The sequence below is a fragment of the Buttiauxella sp. AC038 genome (assembly GCF_979253565.1).
This window is the reverse complement of record NZ_CEEDCQ010000004.1, coordinates 15,623-32,413: the sequence shown is the minus strand read 5'-3', so window position 1 is coordinate 32,413 and position 16,791 is coordinate 15,623. Positions and strand designations below refer to the sequence as shown.

Below are 16,791 nucleotides of genomic sequence, written 5' to 3'. Positions count from 1 at the left end.
AAAGCGGCAGGGATAATCCCTGCCTTTTTTGATTGTGCAGGTGTGTGGCATACAGGTATTGAACCTGCATGTCACACATTAGCGTTTCAGTTAGTCTGCTGACCATTTACCGCCGGTTTGTCTGCCGGAGTGGTGACCGTTCTGGCCTGTCGCACTTTCTTCCCGGTTTTCTTTTTGCTGTTCAGGATGTCGCGAACCGCTTTAATCCCGACAGTGATCCCCACCGATTCCAGCGCCGTTTTGATATCTTCCGCGCTATATCCTTTCGATTCTGACAGCAGAATAATTTGCGGCATGAGCTGCTCGAGCACGCTCGCCTTTGTCAGTCTTTTTTCTGTCAAATCGGGTAATTCATCCAGCGCCGATTTTGCCAGTTCCACATCATCTGCGGTAAACCATTTCTTGTCTGTTTTGGTATCCATTATTTTCCGTTTCCTGCTACTCAGAGGGTCAACAATCCAGGCCGATTATAACCCGTTCTGGTGAGACAAACCAAACCCCCGCTTTTCTGGCGTGAGCCGGTGACGGCAACGCAAAAATCACCTATACTTCAGAACATAAATCGAAAACTGATGTAAAACGTGGGACAGGGTATGTTTTGTTGAACCGCCTGCACGCAGACGGTCCCCCAAAACGGCCTGGTCAGGACTCCGTCCCGACACCCTATCAATCGTGCCCACCTCAGAAGTGGTGGTGGAGTGGATGATGAGTAAGAGTGAAAAACGCCAGCGTGGCGTGTTATTTCTGGGCATACGCTGGTATCCCGAAGAGAAAGAACAGGTAGTGGAAAGTGCGCGCTCAGCAGGTCTGAGTGCAGGAGAATATCTCCGGCGTTGTGCCCTCGGTCGTCGCATTGTGGCCAAAGGGGATTCACGCCAGATGAAAGAAATTATGAAACTCGGTGGTCTGCAAAAGCATCTGTATCTGGAGATGCAAAAGCAGGGGATGATGACCACGGAGCTGAGCAAACAGTTTGCCGAGACACTGACCGCCCTGCAGATTGCCCTGATGAAGTTTGATGCGAAAAGCCTGAATAATACTGAGGACTGATATGCTTGCAGTGGTTCCACCTAAACGTCGTGACGGCAACTCCAGCTTTGTGAAGCTGGTGTCGTATACCGTCTGTCGTGAGGATGTGAGCCTGAGCGAAACCCTGTCCCCGGATAACCCGACGTTCCGCCGTCCCCGCTCTGAAGAAGCCATCTTTAATAACCTGGTCGGTTATGCCACCCGCAATGCGCTGCCGGATTCTGAGGATGTGATTGCCACCTTCCCGGACGGTCGCCAGCAGGTGAAATTTGACAAGGTTATCTGTGAAACCAACTGCTTTTCTCTGGCGTCTGCTGCCAGTGAAATGAACATGGTGGCGATGCAGAACACCCGCTGTCAGGATCCGGTTTATCACACCATCCTGTCGTGGCCTGAAGGCGAGCGTCCGACACCTGACCAGATTTTTGAGTCTGCCCGTCACTGCCTGAAAGGGCTGGGTATGGCTGACCATCAGTATGTTTTTGCTATCCACGATGACACCGATAACCTGCATGTTCACCTGTCGGTTAACCGTGTGAACCCGGTGACCTATAAAGCGGCCTCGTTGTATAACGACCACTTTGTGCTGGACCGTTGTTGTCGTGAGCTGGAGCTGAAGCACCAGTGGAAACATGATAACGGACCGTATCGTGTGAACGACCAGGGTATGGTTGTGCGTAACAAGCAGTTCTATAAACCGGCACCGGCTGCGGCCCGTCGCCTGGAGTTTTTTAGCGACAAGGAAAGCCTGCATACCTACGCCGTGGACCACTGCCGGAAGAAAATTGACACCCTGTTTATGTCAGGGGACCAGTACAACTGGGGCGACATTCATGATGTGTTTCATGCGGCGGGGCTGGAGTTACGCCAAAAAGGGACCGGGCTGGCTATTTATGATCTGAACGATGACAGCCACATTCCGTTACGTGCCAGCCGTCTGCATCCGGAGCTGACACTGGATGAACAACAGGAACAGATTGGTGCCTACCGTCAGGCTCCTGTACGTGATGATGCCCCCGGTCGTCTGGTGCAAAGTTGTGTGGCCATTGAATCTCTTTATGACAGTCTGCTGCACTGTCGTGACCGGGGTGCGCGGGTAGAACGCCGTATCGCGCGTGCGGAAGCCCGGGAAGATTTAATCGGCAGATATCAGACCTATAAAAAGGGTTTTGTGCGTCCGGGGATTTCAAAAGAGGACATGCGAACCCGTTTCCGGGAACTGGCAGCGGAATACCGTATCCGCAAGAATCATGTTCGTCTGGTGCAACGTGATCCGTTGTTGCGTAAGCTGATGTACCGCGCGCTGGAAGTGGACAAGCTGAAGGCCATGTCCGCACTGAAGATCCAGATACGCACGGAGCGTGATGCCATCAAGTCCTCACCTGACGCCCGACCATTATCGTACCGGGCATGGGTGGAAGTGCAGGCGACGCATCTGGATGGTGCGGCGATTTCACAGTTACGTGGCTGGGCTTACCGGGAGAAAAGGCAGAACAGAACTCCTGCGGTTTCGCAGAACATGTTCCTGCATTCTGTTGCCGATGACATCACACCGCCACGGATAAGAGGGTATGACACTACGGTCAATCGTGATGGTGCCGTGGTGTATTCTTCAGACGGTAAACCTGTACTTATTGATCGTGGACGCTATGTCGAAGTTGCAGATGCCCCTGCGGAGAAAGGTAAACATGTTGCGATGGCCATGCATATCTCTGGCCTGAAAAGCGGGGAGTGTGTGGAGGTTCGTGGTGACAAAGACTACGTGCAAAACACGATGGCGTTTATCCGCCAGTTTAGTGCAGGCAGTGGTAAACAGGTTCCTCTGACGCATCCGTTCCAGCGCCAGTGGGCGGGTTATGATGCTCATAAACCGAAAGACGAAATACAACCCGCGCCGCAGTCTCCTGCGCCGCGCTACACACCACCGAAACCGCATTAACGGGGTGGTGATAACAGGATCAGGGAGTACGGGGGCTTGCATACCTTCCGGATGCCAGGGCAGTGTAGGCTTGCTACTGACCCTGGCATTTTCCCTGATACCCTGAGTGAGAAACGGAGCTGAATGTTCAGTCAGTGGATTTCGTCTTCATCCCCACCAAATCGCCCTTCTTCAGCCGCCGCCATATCCGCCATAAAATCCAGCAGCAGCGTCACGGCCTGGTTACGTGTGATGGCATCCGCTTTGTAGCGGTCAAGAATAGCGGCCAGATAATCGGTCATGTTAAAAATCGGGCCATCCATCGGGACGAGTTCTTCAGGATTTTTCATGAGGTTTTATGCTTATAAAGGGATATTTCCTAAAATAATGCGTCAAGCCCCTGTCAGATGAAAGACCCTGCGTACTTTTCCTTTTCAAATGTCGGGTTACACCTACAAATTCGGCATATTCTGATCGTTATTCAGACTGTTAATTTGTAGTGAAATCAGAATGATGATTGTTGTGGGTCAGGAAGGGGGCGATGGCGGGATGACTGAAACCTATAAATTGAGTAGGGGCTGTCAGGCTGGTATCAGCGACTGAAGCGTGACCTGATTATTCAGTTCGGAAGCAAAGAGATGAGGGAGAAGAATAAAAAAGAGCATTCAACGCGGGAAACCCAGTGCAATGAATGCCATGCAATTGCATATTCGTTCGTGGTGTACTTTGCCCCCAATGCGAGTACCTGTCTATCGGAATTAACTTATATAAACATGCTCAAGCCGCTGAAATAAAGAGCAGAAAGTGGCGTAATTTATCGTCTGGTTCTAAAATCTAAGAGAAGTGTGATACCTGGTGTTGCCCGATTTCGCCGCTCTGTCCGAGCGGCTTTTTTATGTCTATTCCGCGCAATACTGGCGCGATTCCGGATGGTTTTGCATGGTTCAGTTCATTGGGTTATCGGGTGTGAAAGACTCACTCCAGAGCCGGTTAAATTCCTGCTGATAGGCTGCTGCTGTTGGCTGATGGTTCCAGACTACGAGGGTGTTTTCAGCATTCCTTCGGCTGGCGCTGGACGTGTAATTGTACGAGCCTGTCTGCGTTGTCACACTATCGGACACCATGAATTTGTTGTGCTGGATGGCATACTGCCCGTTAAGCCTGACCGGCACACCCTGCCTCTGCAACCAGGTCACGGCGGAGTACTTCCCGCCGTTGTCTTTTGCATCCGCCAGTACCCGGACGTTGACCCCCCGCCGCTGTGCGGCCAGCAGAGCTTCAGCCACCGGGCGACTGGTGAACTGGTAGGCCGCGACATCAAGAGAGCGTCGCGAACTGTTGATGACACTCAGTACGCTGGCTGTGGCCGTGCTGCCGGGCGAAAAGCCGACGGTTATTTGAGGTTCAGATGCTGATGCGGTCGTCAGGTGGAGTAAAGTCACGCTCAGCGTAAGCACTCTCAAGATCGGCATAGAAATTTTCATTGTTGTAATACTCCTGTGGGGGTGACATTTCCGGCGTGAAGACAGGTGGTGTACTGCTTTCCTGGGGCGGGGGAATTTCCCTCTGTTGTGCAGTCCGGCTGAAACTTTCCTTGTTACGGTGGGATTCCTCCACCCGTTTGCGCGATATGCGGATCCTTTCGTGTCCCTTTATTTTTTTGTAGCGGCCATGGGTTGCTGAAAGGACTGATACCGCCGTTTCAAACAGCAAAATGCCACGCTCTTCTGGCGTTAATTCGATGTCATCTCGGGTATCGATATCGGTGGTCAGTGTGGTGAGGGCGGTCAGCGTCTCATCGGCAATACAGGTATTCAGTCGGCTGTTCCACGCTTCCGGTGGCGTCGTGGCGCAGACCTCAAGAATGGCGTGGATATTCTGCTGAGATACCGGACGGCGGCGTTCTGCTGCCGGCACTTCCTTACACAAATCATTAAAATCCGGACGCCGCAGCGGAACATAGCGGTTGATCCTGGCCTTCAGTTTCGAGATTTTGTCTTCATCCGGGATGTAGATTGAATTACTGCGTACCTGGCGGTCTTCAAACACAATAATGCCTTCGCCGGAGGCCAGCGCCTTCAGCTCTGACAGCTGGATGTTGTCGCGTTCGCGAAACTCGACAGTACTGGCATCCTCATAGCCCCCCATGGTGTTCTTATCCATACGGACCTGCTCGGCATAGTGACCGGTGCCGCCGACTGCACGGATCATCTTCAGGGTGTCTTCCGTATCTTCCGTCTTCATGAACTGTTTGGTGCCGAGGTTGGCGTTGACGGAATAGACCTCCTTGCCGTGACGCAGCATCGCCTGAATATCCTGGGCGAGAATAACCAGCATGTATTTCAGGCTGCGCATCTGGGCCGCCAGTTTGGCCAGCCCCGGGGCAAAGTAGTAACCGACTTCATCACAGAGCACCATGAACGGGAACTTGCTGGCGAACTTCTTCACGGTCAGCGTGTGTTCCGGTGAGCCCTCGATATGGTTCCCCAGGTCTTTGGCGATGTTCATCTGGATGTCTGAGATAAAGAGTTTACCCAGCGTGGATGCCTCGTTATCGGACAGCTCCAGTGCGGGTATCAGCACCACCAGGGTACGGTCGTTATGCAGGATGTCCTGCATATCGATGTCGCCGCCGGTTTTGGGGAAGATATGGCCATAGGTGTCGTTGAACATGCCGAGCATTCGGGTGAACTGCTGGATAAGAAAGCCGTGCTGGTCCAGCGCACCCTGTGCCCACTCTGCCGGGCGGTTAACCAGACGCATGTCAAAACCGGCCAGGTTCGACAGGTAGTTTTCCATCGGCTTATAGCCTTCCTCATGCCAGTTCTGCTCCAGCGCTTCCCGGTAGAGGCCCACGAATTTCACCAGGGGGAAGTAAGACTGAATAACGTCCTGAGTGAGCGAGATATTGTCCCGGGCACGTTTGTAACACAGGGCATAAATCAGGGCGTTTCGCATGGCGCGGGCTTTGTCTTTCCAGCCCTCATCGCTGCCGTTGCCGGCAGGCATCAGGGATTCCATCAGCTGCGTGATGAACGTCGGGCTGCCGTGGGCGAACGGGTTGGTGGAGTTGGTCTGCGGTCGGGATTTGTCCCCGGCCAGCAGTTTGCGGAATTTGTCATCGTTGCCGGTGATGAAGTTGAGCACATGCCAGTCATCTTCCTGACCAAAACGTCTGGCCATCGACCAGGTAGCGACGGCGAGGTCAATCTGTGCTTTACCGTCCGAGATGCAGCAACCCCGTGCCCAGCACAGGGAGTTGAGGTACAGCGAGTACAGGGTTTCTGTTTTTCCGCCGCCGGTGGTGGCCATGATTTGCATATGGCGCAGCGCATCATCTGCCTCCAGCCACAACTCACGTCCCCGGTCGCGTCCACGTCCGGTGCCGAGGCACAAAACCCCGGCCGCTTTCCGGCGTATCAGCTTTGGCAGGTTCAGGTTCAGCCACGGAATATTGCGGCTCAGCTCGCGCTCGGTGGATAAATCCAGACCGCCGACATCCATCGGTATGCGCAGGGGCAGGCGGAACAACTGGTCACTGAAGCCGACCAGAAGCACGATACAGACGGGCACCGATACCAGCAGGGTGGCGGGCCACAGCACGCCCATGATGAGCGATACTGCCAGCGTGAACTGGACGGTGAACGGCGCCAGCATAATGCGTTCGGCCATCTGTCCACGTACCTGGCGGCTTATCAGGCTGTCCCTGAGTGGGGCGTTACGTTTACGGGTTTCCATCGGGTGTCTTCCTTATGGGTTACTGTCAAGAAACGCCTTCAGCGCTTCATCACTGGTCATGGCCTGTAGCGGGATCATGCGTCCATCGTCACTGATAACCGTGGGGGTGCCGGGCAATCCGAACATATCCATTGCCATATCATTGCGCGCCAGCGCGTCGAGGCCTGTGTCACAGGCAGTCGGTGCGGTCTGTTGCGCCGGGTTCAACATTCCGGCACCGATGTCAAACAGGTCACGCCAGAGCGCGGCACGTTTGTCTGCCGGTGCGCACAGTAACGGCGCCACGCGCGCGGCCGTCACAGATTTTCCTACCAGGGTGACCGGGAAAATTACCACGTTGAACTGCTGCGCGAGCGCCTGGATGGTCGGTTCGAAAATACGGCAGTTGCCACACTCCGGATCGGAGAACAGATACAGCGTGCGGGCGTGACCGGTGGACAGCGACACGGTATAGCTGCCGTTCGCCGCAGCGGTACTCAGGCGCTGTGCCAGTAACTGACGGGCTTCTGTCATATCCTGCTCAGTCAGGCGGGCAGGTTCACCCGCTGTCGGTTCAGGCGTGGACGGCGTCGCAGGTGCCGGCGCTAAAACCGGCTGGCGCAGGGCGGGCTCTGTCATTGGCCTGGCTGAGATAGCGGTCGGAACCGGGAGGAGTGATAGTGAGTCATGGTAAATATGACCGGCGACAAATCCGGCCAGCAGGGTGAGGGTGAGCACCACAACGGGGACCCCTCTGCGGCGCAGCCGGCTGTGGGCGTCCATCTGACCAAAAGCATCGGCCGTACTGGTGAGTGCCTGGTGGGCTTGCGTTTCACTGGTGGCCAAAAAGAGGCGGGTGTGGGCATATTCTTCCATCAACCACAGCCCGTATTTGCCCTCCTGCTCTTCAATGACCAGATGGTAAGGCGCTTTATGGAGGCGGGAGACAGTGAACTGTTCGGTGTTATTTTTCAGTACACGCACCTGGCGGCCAGATGTGTGGGTGGTCCAGGTATCGATTAAATCGGTCATGGTTATCTCATCTTTGGTCTGAATGTGTGGACATGGCGGTGAACGTGCGGCTCCTGATCTGAGGCGGAAAGCGACTCGTCTTCATCGTCTTCTTCATCTTCATCACTGGCGTGTGCAGCAGTGACCGGTGGGGCGCTCATTTCTTCTGCCACGGCGCCAAGGTTGCGCAGGTCAGCTTCCAGTCCTTCGATGGCCAGTGTCAGAACGGGGCGGTCCAGATGAATGCCGTACTGTGCTGCCAGCGTTTCCCAGTGGGCCTGACTGACGACAGCGGCCCCTTCAATAAACGGCCAGGGTCGCCCGGTTGACGCCAGGGCATACCAGAGTGTCCGGTCGAGGCCTTTCAGCCAGCGATAACGCCGGATGGGAAGGTGCAGGTCGTTGTCATGCAGTGCCTGTATCGCGGTTCGGGGATAGCGGTAGCGCTTTACCCAGTCAGTGGCCTCCTGTGTTGCGGTGACGCGGTTAAAGGCTTCACCGGCAAGAGACAGGTTGGGGTAACCGACTTTGTTGCGGTATTTACGATCCCTTTTCAGGGTGGAGCGGTTCAGGGTGTCGATAAGCGCTTCTGCCTCTTTACGCTTGTCGAGGAAGTGTTGCAGGCCAAAGGCGGCGAACATGGCGCGTTCCTCGTCTGTGAACTGCGCAAATCGCTGAGCTGGTGTGCTGCCGGGTGAAAACGGCTGGCCGAGCTGCGCCAGAAAGCAGGCTTCTGCCAGGTCGTGGCGCAACTGCCGGTTCACGACAAGGCGATGCTCTTTTGCAAACTCTTCCGAGGAGGCCGCGCTTCGGTGCTCTTCGGGGTCCACGTTGAGCAGCTGGGTCTTTTTATCGCCGTAGCTCAGTGCCGGAATAATGGCGGGTGAAAAGGCCGACATTATGCGGGGCAGGGTGCTGATGGACAGGTCACGCCGCGTTCTGCTGGCCTGATGGTCACGCACGGCTTTCACACCGGCCAGCGCCATCGGGACGAGGAACAGCAGCAGAATGCCGGCCGTCAGGTCCATGACGGTAAAGAACTCAGACCAGGAGACGTTCTGCGCATTATTGTGCGTACTGGCCAGAAGGTTAATACGCCAGGCAGCCAGGTGGTGGGTCTGGGGGATATCGGCCAGCGTCCAGAGAAAATAAAGCAGCCAGGAGGTGTACTCGACCACGGTTTCCCTGAAGAAGATGGCGAGGACAATCAGAACAACAATCAGGCCGACAGCGGCCAGCGACCAGTCGTTAGAAGACTGGACTTCACGGTTGGGAGGCGCCATAAGAGGTTCCGGTGTATGTATTGAAGGCAAAAGAAAGGGCACCTGCGAAGAGGCGCCCTGTGTTCAGGAGATTGTGGGTATAGCGATGCGGGATATCAGTTGAAGCGTGAAAGCACCAGGTTCAGGTTATTTTCTTCCGCGATACGTTTGGCACTGTGGGTCACATAGTGCGGGAAGCTGTGATCATAACCATACGGACGGTTACGCATGGCTGACAGGCTTTCAAACAGAGCCGGCATCTTACGGTGGCTGATGACCAGGAACGGAATGTCAGGTTTGCCAGTATAAATCGTCAGCTTCTGGCCGGACAGTTCAGCCGATTTGAAGCTTTTGACGTCAAACCCCATAACCACAATGTCTTTAGGTGCCAGCAGGTTTCGCATTCCTGATTCTGTATGCGCGATAATTAACAGAACCCCTTTATCAATATCCAGACCCGCGTAGTTGGTGCCAAACAGCGACGTGCATTCACAGCTCTTTAAAGGAGAAAATGCCTCAACATTTTTAAAATGACTGAGGAAGGAATTAATATGTCTTCTCTGCTTATAGGTTACATACAATATAGTTAACATGCTTATTAATAAGGCGCTGGAATATATAGGATACCAAAACACAGAGTCTTTATGCCCCTCACGGCTAAAAATATATAAGAAATAAGTATCAAACATCAAATAGGGAATAATAAAGACTGCATACATTCCAAGTAATGCTCTTGATAATTTGTACGTAAAAGTTCCTGAATAGGGATTGCTGTGTTTTATCGCCATACAAATCTCCTTATGTATATGCTCCGATTATATAATTATTGCTAAGGGAAATAAACAAATTACATCATTATTTAAAGCCATCTTGTGACTCTGGTGAGTTATCGCCTATTTTCTTAAGTCCCGGTGCAGAACCCATTTTTCCACCAAAGCCTACAAACATATTTTTTGTAGATTCCACCGCACCTTTCATTATTTGTGCTGCTTCTCTTCCACCCAGCCAGGCAATAACGTAGTCCGGCATATAAACCTGTAAGCTAAAAGCAGAGGAAACCAGCATGGTACAAATGCGGGCGTAGATCATGAGGATCCCGATGAAGCTCGCCAGACCAGTAATTGAATCCACCTGTACGTTGGCCATCGCCGGAACAATCAGGATATTGAGCAGGGTTCCGATGGCAACCACCACGAGGCTTGCAAAGAAAAAGCCAAACACCATCAGGCCGGGGCGAATCGCGGCATCGATAAGAAAGATGTATCCATAGGTTGCCCTGCTGCCTTTATCCGACTCCGTTCCGATGTGTGTCCAGGCCCAGAGAGTGCCTGCCGTGGTGCCAATGAGTACCGTGGCAAGCCAGGAGGTACACGCTGTTATCCAGTAAATTAACGGAATAAAAGGCAGAAAAATGGACAGTGAAAACCCAATGCTTAACAGTAAAAAAAGAATGAAATACACCACGGGTGCAATTGCTGAGAGTACGCCGCTTGCGATATCACCGGCACCTGTTAATGAATTTATTATAATAGCAGCTGGGTTTTTACCAGTGGCCCCGCTTACGATAGCCTTTGCAGTCGTAAACGTGGCAAATACTATTTCAGCCGAGGTTAAGGTGTAATCACCAATAGCTTTCATTTTTAATAACGGATTGACCTGTTGCCCGTATGGATTGCCACTGTCTGTCATTACCGACTGTATGACATAATTTGTACGCTTTTGTCCAAACGGCATTAATTCTATCAATGCAGAATTGGCTGTACTTGCCTCACCCGTAGAATCATTAATCCGGTGGTTTGCTGAACCCAGTGGCGGCGTGTAAGTGGAATTTTGTCGCTGTGTCGCGACAACCATATTTAATTCTTTATTTAATCCGCTGACGCCAATTTCACCGATGTTCGACATCCCGGAAACTATCGGGCTTTTCTTTGCGATTTCATTGACCTTATTATTGGCGGTGGCAAATGACTGATACCACGCACCTAACACTATCCAGCCATTCTTCTTAATATAGTCATTCATCTCACTGCGGATTTTGTTTTCATCATTAATTCCGGTAATCGCCCGGTTAATGGTGTTTTCATATTCCTGGGCGGCCTGATAAATGATTTTCTCTGAATCTGGCATTTTAGTGCCATTACCGTCCTGGTAGCTGCGGTACGCACTGACATAGTTCTTCGCGGCCGCAGAGAGCGTGGCGTTCATGGTCCGGAAGGCACTGAGCTGGGCGGATTCGACCGGCGCCGTGGTGGCCGTGGTTTTAAAATTGTACCAGGTGCTGTCATCCGCTGATGCCGGAATGCGGGCGGTGCCGCATATGGCACTGCCATTGGTGACACGAATTTCACGCCCGTCACCGGAGGTCTGGGTGCCCATCGGCGGCGTACTGCTGCTGCCGTACTGGTGCATATCTGCCTGTTCAGTGTTGGTGGCCTCCTGACACAGGTACATGCCAAAGATACCCCGGGATGCGTCCACGGTTTGTCCGGCAACGGGCTGAACAATCATGGACTGACCGGACAGTATCGTGTCGGCGGCACTGTCCACCAGGAGGTTGGCGCTGCCCACCCCCATGATGCTGGCGGTCCACAGAAACACCAGATTGGAAATGGACCAGCCTGACGGTGTGGGGATGAGCGACATAAACCCCACCAGGGAGGAGACGGGGGCCATCACCGTGTTGCCTTCACCGAATACGCGGCCCCGGTTGCCGGACAGCACGGTTGCCCGCAGGGCAATGGCCACAAACCACATAAACGCCATGCCGGAGACGATGCCATTAAACACCCCGTACAGCACGCCGATAAAGCTGGCGGTGGCAGGTTGAAGCGGATTATTCACTACATCCCCGAAGACCATCACCATCATCTGACGGGAGAGGTCGGTCGAACGGGTGGCGGCCGAGTTAATGGAGTCATAACCAATGCTGTTGGCCAGTGCAGGCCACGACAATGCCGCCAGTGCGATGACCGGCAGCAGTCTGAGAAGCAGTTTCATAGGGATTTCCTGATAGCAGTTCCCCGGTCTATCGGGGCAGAGAAAAAGGTTTGAGGGGTTACCAGCTCAGGGTGGAAATCAGCCAGCGACCCGTTGCGCGCCATGCCTGGAAGGTGCCGAGGTGACCGGTCTGTAGCTGCCACAGTCGCAGCTGGCTTCTGAGCGCACCGCAAAAGAGCAGGGCGCTGAAGCCCGTCAGGGCAAACACCATGCTGCCGGCGCGCCACAGGATCAGACTGTCCAGGGTGGCGGCGTTCACCAGTACGGCAAACAGCAACGCCAGGGTGAAGAGCGCAGTCGGGACAAACAGCAGTAACCACAGCCGTTTTCCGAGACGAAAGCGGGTCGTCAGTTCCTCCCGGGTGCGACCACTGGCGCTCACCGCTTCATCAAAGGTCAGTTCCAGGGCTTTCTCTTCACGATGTCGGCGGCGAAGTTCTTTCACCTGTTCCAGTTTTTTTCCCCGGCGTAGCTGAGGGTGCGCATTATGGTGCGGGCTTCCGGCAGCGGGAGCAGGATGCTGGCCGCACGCCAGCTGACTTTCTTGACGGTTTCAGGTTTCATTCGCGGGCCGCTCCGGTTGATACCTGTTGCAGCTTCTGCACCAGGCGGGGTTCGTAATAATCAGCGCCAGCCAGACTCAATTGTTGACCGGCCAGAATGGCGTTCTCCTGCAGCTGCTGGCGGATGCTGAGCAGCAGGGCATTCTGCAGACTCTGGATACGGATGGATTCGCGCACCAGATTGTCGCCGTCCATTTCCTGTAAGTCCGTCTGGTAATCGGTGTTGGCATAGCGGCGGTTGACTTCAAAGGCTTCAAATTCACGCCGGGACATCATGCCGGTGCGTTTTGCCTCGGGAGAGGCGTTTTCATCAAACCACGCCTGGCTTGACGGTGACTGCAGGGCTTCAGCCAGCACGGCTTTTGTCGCCTCGTTCGGCTGGCTGTCGGCAATCATCGCCAGCTGCGGTTGCTCGGCCGCACTCTGTATCGCGTCATGCTGGGTGACCAGTCCCAGATACTGGCGTCCGACGTCGGTTTTAATTTCCCCTTTCTTCAGCGTGCGCCCCACGCTTTTACGCACGGAGTTTTTCATGTACATCATCGCGGCATCGGTCTGTTCAGGTGTGAACGTCAGCTCAGGGGCTTTGTCCTCTTTGCCTGCCCCGGCGAGGACCGAGCGCAGCTGTTTGTCCCCGCCCGGCAGGTCCGATTCCCGTTTACACAGCTCCCCCCAGGCCTGGACATCGGCGGCCGTGCAGTACTGGCTGTGGACACTGGTGGTGGCAAACAGGTCCTGATCGGGTGCCGCTGCCTTGTTTTCCAGCACCTTTTTCACCGCTGTATTGCTCACGGCTTTGCCGCTGGACAGCTGGCCCTGTTTTGATCCGGACTGACGGGCAATTTGCGCCGCCTGTCCGGAGCCGGACTCACTGCAGATGGACGCCGGCACGGTGTAGCTGCGGCGGGCCGTTTCCAGACTCTGCGCCTGCTGCGCGTAGGTGGCGAACTGCTGCATGTTCTCGTTTGACTGCTGGATCATGGCGGCAATTTTGTCGTTACCCGAACTGACCGCACCACCCAGTTCGCGGGTGGTGGTCAGGATACCGGTGAGTGTGCCGTTCGCGGTGGTTAACTGGGGCACCACCTGGGTGGTGATGGGGATACTGCTGTTGACGTTGACCGTGTACGCCAGCGCCTGAACGGCCGGCAGCATCAGGCTGGCCACACAGGTGGTCAGTAACAATTTTCGCATAGGGTTACCTGTCAGATGTTCAGGCCACGGGAAGCAATCAGCTCACTGGCCAGTCGGTTAATGATGTTTGTGTGGTCGGACTCACGGGCTTCTTTCTTGCGCAGCGCAATCAGTCGTGCGGCACTGCCTGACGGGAAGTGCTCCGCGAGGATAGCCCTCGCCGTGCGCCCGTCGAGCAGGTCATACAGCAGGTCACGCAGGGCGGCATCTTCCGGGGTGGAGTTCAGTGCCCACAGCTCTTTCGGGCCGAGCGTGTTTTTCAGTATCTGTACCATCCTGCCCGTCTTCAGACGAAAACACGCCAGAAACGCGGTGCCGCTGCCGTCCGGTGCAGCGCCACTGCCCAACCGGCGGAAGGCTTCCGCTGTATGCAGGGGAACGCCAAAATGTTCTGTCAGCAACGGCAGATCTTCATGGGATACCTGCATCAGGTACAGGGAGTTAGCCGATTTCAGTATCGATGCCGGGAAGTGGTTCAGGTACTGCGAGCTCAGTACGGTACGGATGAAGAATTTCCGGTTCTCCAGATCCTGTGTTTCCAGTTTTTCCATGATGAAGGGAATGTCTTTTACGTTGTGCAGTTCATCATAGATTTTGGTTTTCACCTCCTGCGCCAGCTGGGTAAGCCGGTCATGATGAAATTCACGGTAGGCCGGGGCGAGCAGATCCTTCAGTTCGTTACGGTACTGCGGCAGCTCAAAATGCCCGGCGGCAATCTGCCCGGCAAACAGGTACATCAGCCCGGTACGTAACTGACCGGCGCGGGTTTTGCCTCCCACCACGTTGTTCAGGTCAATGGCAATCACCCGGGTGTTCGGGTTGAGTTCAAAAGCGGTACGACCGGCGAGCATTTTGTAGGAGCGCAGCGCATCGGACAGGCAGCGGCCAATATAGGAGATGAGCGACTCATCGCTGCCCTTGCGGGTGATACTGCCGTACTCGGTACGGATATCCTGGCTGTTCAGCTGTGCCTGCAGATCACTGAGTTCCGGCATCGCCTGGTAGTGCGCGCGGGTGGCCGCCTGAATTTCGCCGCGTGCAAACAGCAGGTCACGCACTTCATACCAGGACGCCATTGCCCACCATGACGCATCAAACTCGCTGTTGAGGCCGGTTTTCTCCAGCGCCTCATCCACCCCCGGCTCCACCGACGGCGCATAGCGTATCGGGGTGACCTCGGCATTATTTTTAAAGGCGATATCGATAACCTTGCTCAGAATTTGCCGGCAGTCCTGGGCATTGGGCGGCATCCCCGTTTCCGGATCGATACACAGTGTTTCGCAGATATTGAGCTGATACTCCTTCTCCGGTGAGAGCGGGTAGCGGGCACCGAGCTGGACATCAAACGGGTTCTTACAGAACTCGCGGCTGTTCTCCAGCACCACCCCCACCACTTCGTCCTGGCGCTCAGGGGGCAGGGCGTCACGGATAAGCCGGATAAGTCCCTGCGCTGAGAAGCCTTTATCCACATACGACAGGTACGGCAGCTGATTCTGGCCTGAGAACAAAATGGCCTCACTGAGCGCGCCGAGCATCACCGATTTCCCGGTGCCGGGTTCGCCGGCGACCACTTCGGTGAATTTGGTCTGCAGGCTGCTGGCCAGACGGACCGGAATGGGTTTGCCGTCAGTGCTGCTGAACACAATACTCGCATCATCGTCCCACGGTGTGGCCGGACGCTGCAGCGGCAGCAGAGCAAGGGCGGCAGACAGCGGCGGGAAGAGCAGGGACGGAATGCTGAGCGCATTGGAGCCAGCAAGTGTGGCCACCCATGCGCGCAGCGGATCCCCGAACGTGGTCGTCACTTCACAGACCCCCCAGGACTCCAGCCCTTTTTTCAGCAGAGTACGGTTACGCTTCACCTCTTCCGTGGTGCGTCCCCACGTACTGGCGCTGATGGCCATGGCACAAACCGGATCGCTCTGGTGTGTGCCTTCCAGCCACTGTACGGATTCATACACTCTGCGTAGCGGCGGGGCGAGGGCGGCCAGGCTCAGGACCATGCGCTTGCCGCCAAGGACATCCAGCCCGCCCGGCATGATGTCCATCCGGACCCGCCAGGGCAGTTTCGGGCTGATTTTGGCAAACAGCTGGCTGAAGGTTTCCGGTTTCTGAGGCCCCAGGGATAACGCCAGAGTGGCATGCCAGTATCCGTCGAGGTGCATCAGATTACCGGCAGGCTCTGGTTCTGAGTTAAACAGCTGGTAGTTCAGGTGCGGGGCCAGCAGACAGGAGTGATCCTCGCCTTTGGGCAGGCCGTGAGGCCAGCGGACATCACCGGGCAGGAACGGACGCCAGTCGGATGAGGTACTTTCACGCTCAATTTGCTGACGCAGATGGCCACCAAACTCATGCGCCGTCATCAGGCGGATACGGGTGCTGAAATCCCCGCGCGCCAGCTGGTTTTCCAGCGTGGTGATAAAGGCATCGTGCCGAATTTTCAGCCCTTCGAGTGCCTGAAATTCCGGATTCTGGCCAAAGCGCGCGCCCGGTGCCTTTTTGAGCAGGGCCTCGCGGCGTTTCTCTTCATCACGAATTTCAGTGGTGCTCAGGGCGTTTTTGGCGGTGTACACCACCATAAACGCGCGCTCCCGGGCGATAAACGGGGCCAGCTTCTCAATGCGCTCATCCAGAATATCGGACAGGTCAAGCCCCATGCGCTTCAGGCCCCGGTACTGGTGTGCCAGCAGGCGGCGCAGCTCTTCGCGTCCTTTTTCCGGATCCCGCTCAAAGATGAAGCTGACTTTATGGCCCACCGCCTGAAATTCACTGCTCAGGATGGTGTGCAGACGGGCAATGTAGGCGGAGAACAGCGCCGGGTCGCGGCGTTCTTCCTCCGTCACGGCCTCCTGCTCGTTAAACTGACAGTAGCTTCCCTCAATTTCAAATACGCTGGCGTAGTGGCCATCGTTCGTGACGAAAATATACGGAGAGCTCATGTCCGGTCGGCGTTTGCGGTCGTCGTCTGTCAGGCCGATGGTGGTGCGTAAATCGCAGTAGCGGGCAAAGTCCTGGCCCAGTGCGTAACGTGACGCCCAGGCAATGGCACTCTCCACCCCTTCCAGGGCAGTGATTAACGGGTTTTTCATGGCGTGTTCTC

At 55.1% G+C, this 16,791-nt stretch carries 15 protein-coding genes; 3 read left to right on the top strand and 12 right to left on the bottom strand.

The window, feature by feature from the left end:
* Nucleotides 1-86: 86 nt before the first annotated feature.
* Nucleotides 87-422 carry a molybdopterin-guanine dinucleotide biosynthesis protein MobC gene (locus tag AC0IXI_RS23720; protein ID WP_471683320.1) on the bottom strand — a complete coding sequence of 112 codons (336 nt, stop codon included), beginning with the start codon at nt 420-422 and terminating at the stop codon, nt 87-89.
* 283 nt (nt 423-705) lie between these two features.
* On the opposite strand from AC0IXI_RS23720, the gene mobA reads away from it, so the two are divergent.
* Together mobA and traI are read left to right on the top strand one after the other, a co-directional pair.
* On the top strand, nt 706-1,050 hold the full coding sequence (mobA, locus tag AC0IXI_RS23715; RefSeq protein ID WP_064556358.1) for a plasmid mobilization protein MobA: 345 nt from the start codon (nt 706-708) through the stop codon (nt 1,048-1,050).
* Between the two features lies 1 nt (nt 1,051).
* Nucleotides 1,052-2,968 (top strand): TraI/MobA(P) family conjugative relaxase, encoded by a 1,917-nt coding sequence (gene traI / locus AC0IXI_RS23710; protein WP_471683319.1) that lies wholly within the window; start codon nt 1,052-1,054, stop codon nt 2,966-2,968.
* A gap of 131 nt (nt 2,969-3,099) precedes the next feature.
* Here traI and AC0IXI_RS23705 read toward each other — a convergent pair whose 3' ends face one another.
* From AC0IXI_RS23705 to AC0IXI_RS23690, 4 genes are all read right to left on the bottom strand, one after another.
* Complete coding sequence (locus AC0IXI_RS23705; RefSeq protein ID WP_064519576.1) at nt 3,100-3,297, bottom strand: hypothetical protein; 198 nt, start codon at nt 3,295-3,297, stop codon at nt 3,100-3,102.
* A 594-nt stretch (nt 3,298-3,891) separates the two neighbouring features.
* On the bottom strand, nt 3,892-4,410 hold the full coding sequence (locus AC0IXI_RS23700; RefSeq protein ID WP_471683380.1) for a phospholipase D family nuclease: 519 nt from the start codon (nt 4,408-4,410) through the stop codon (nt 3,892-3,894).
* Entirely contained in the window at nt 4,352-6,685 is a 2,334-nt protein-coding gene (gene trbC / locus AC0IXI_RS23695) for an F-type conjugative transfer protein TrbC (RefSeq protein WP_471683318.1), read from the bottom strand. Before trbC ends, AC0IXI_RS23700 begins: the two co-directional genes overlap by 59 nt.
* 12 nt (nt 6,686-6,697) lie before the next feature.
* Complete coding sequence (locus AC0IXI_RS23690; protein WP_471683317.1) at nt 6,698-7,303, bottom strand: DsbC family protein; 606 nt, start codon at nt 7,301-7,303, stop codon at nt 6,698-6,700.
* Nucleotides 7,304-7,351: 48 nt separating this feature from the next.
* On the opposite strand from AC0IXI_RS23690, the gene AC0IXI_RS23685 reads away from it, so the two are divergent.
* Nucleotides 7,352-7,687, top strand: a complete 336-nt coding sequence (locus AC0IXI_RS23685; protein ID WP_471683316.1) for a hypothetical protein — start codon at nt 7,352-7,354, stop codon at nt 7,685-7,687.
* An 11-nt stretch (nt 7,688-7,698) separates the two neighbouring features.
* Here the strand turns inward: AC0IXI_RS23685 and AC0IXI_RS23680 are convergent, their stop codons facing one another.
* The 7 genes from AC0IXI_RS23680 to AC0IXI_RS23650 all read right to left on the bottom strand — a co-directional run bounded on the left by AC0IXI_RS23680 (nt 7,699) and on the right by AC0IXI_RS23650 (nt 16,780).
* On the bottom strand, nt 7,699-8,958 hold the full coding sequence (locus AC0IXI_RS23680) for a secretion/conjugation apparatus DotM-related subunit (RefSeq protein ID WP_471683315.1): 1,260 nt from the start codon (nt 8,956-8,958) through the stop codon (nt 7,699-7,701).
* Nucleotides 8,959-9,053: 95 nt separating this feature from the next.
* The gene (locus AC0IXI_RS23675) at nt 9,054-9,725 is read right to left on the bottom strand and encodes a hypothetical protein (RefSeq protein ID WP_471683314.1); all 672 of its coding nucleotides are present in this window, start codon (nt 9,723-9,725) and stop codon (nt 9,054-9,056) included.
* Between the two features lie 67 nt (nt 9,726-9,792).
* Nucleotides 9,793-11,934 (bottom strand): DotA/TraY family protein, encoded by a 2,142-nt coding sequence (locus AC0IXI_RS23670; RefSeq protein ID WP_471683313.1) that lies wholly within the window; start codon nt 11,932-11,934, stop codon nt 9,793-9,795.
* Between the two features lie 58 nt (nt 11,935-11,992).
* Nucleotides 11,993-12,379, bottom strand: coding sequence for a conjugal transfer protein TraX (gene traX, locus AC0IXI_RS23665; RefSeq protein WP_471683312.1), 387 nt, complete (start codon nt 12,377-12,379; stop codon nt 11,993-11,995).
* The gene (locus tag AC0IXI_RS23660) at nt 12,376-12,498 is read right to left on the bottom strand and encodes a hypothetical protein (protein ID WP_471683311.1); all 123 of its coding nucleotides are present in this window, start codon (nt 12,496-12,498) and stop codon (nt 12,376-12,378) included. Before AC0IXI_RS23660 ends, traX begins: the two co-directional genes overlap by 4 nt.
* Nucleotides 12,495-13,691 carry a conjugal transfer protein TraW gene (gene traW, locus AC0IXI_RS23655; protein ID WP_471683310.1) on the bottom strand — a complete coding sequence of 399 codons (1,197 nt, stop codon included), beginning with the start codon at nt 13,689-13,691 and terminating at the stop codon, nt 12,495-12,497. The genes AC0IXI_RS23660 and traW overlap by 4 nt, the downstream gene beginning before the upstream one ends.
* 11 nt (nt 13,692-13,702) lie before the next feature.
* Nucleotides 13,703-16,780, bottom strand: a complete 3,078-nt coding sequence (locus tag AC0IXI_RS23650) for an ATP-binding protein (RefSeq protein ID WP_471683309.1) — start codon at nt 16,778-16,780, stop codon at nt 13,703-13,705.
* Nucleotides 16,781-16,791 lie beyond the last annotated feature (11 nt).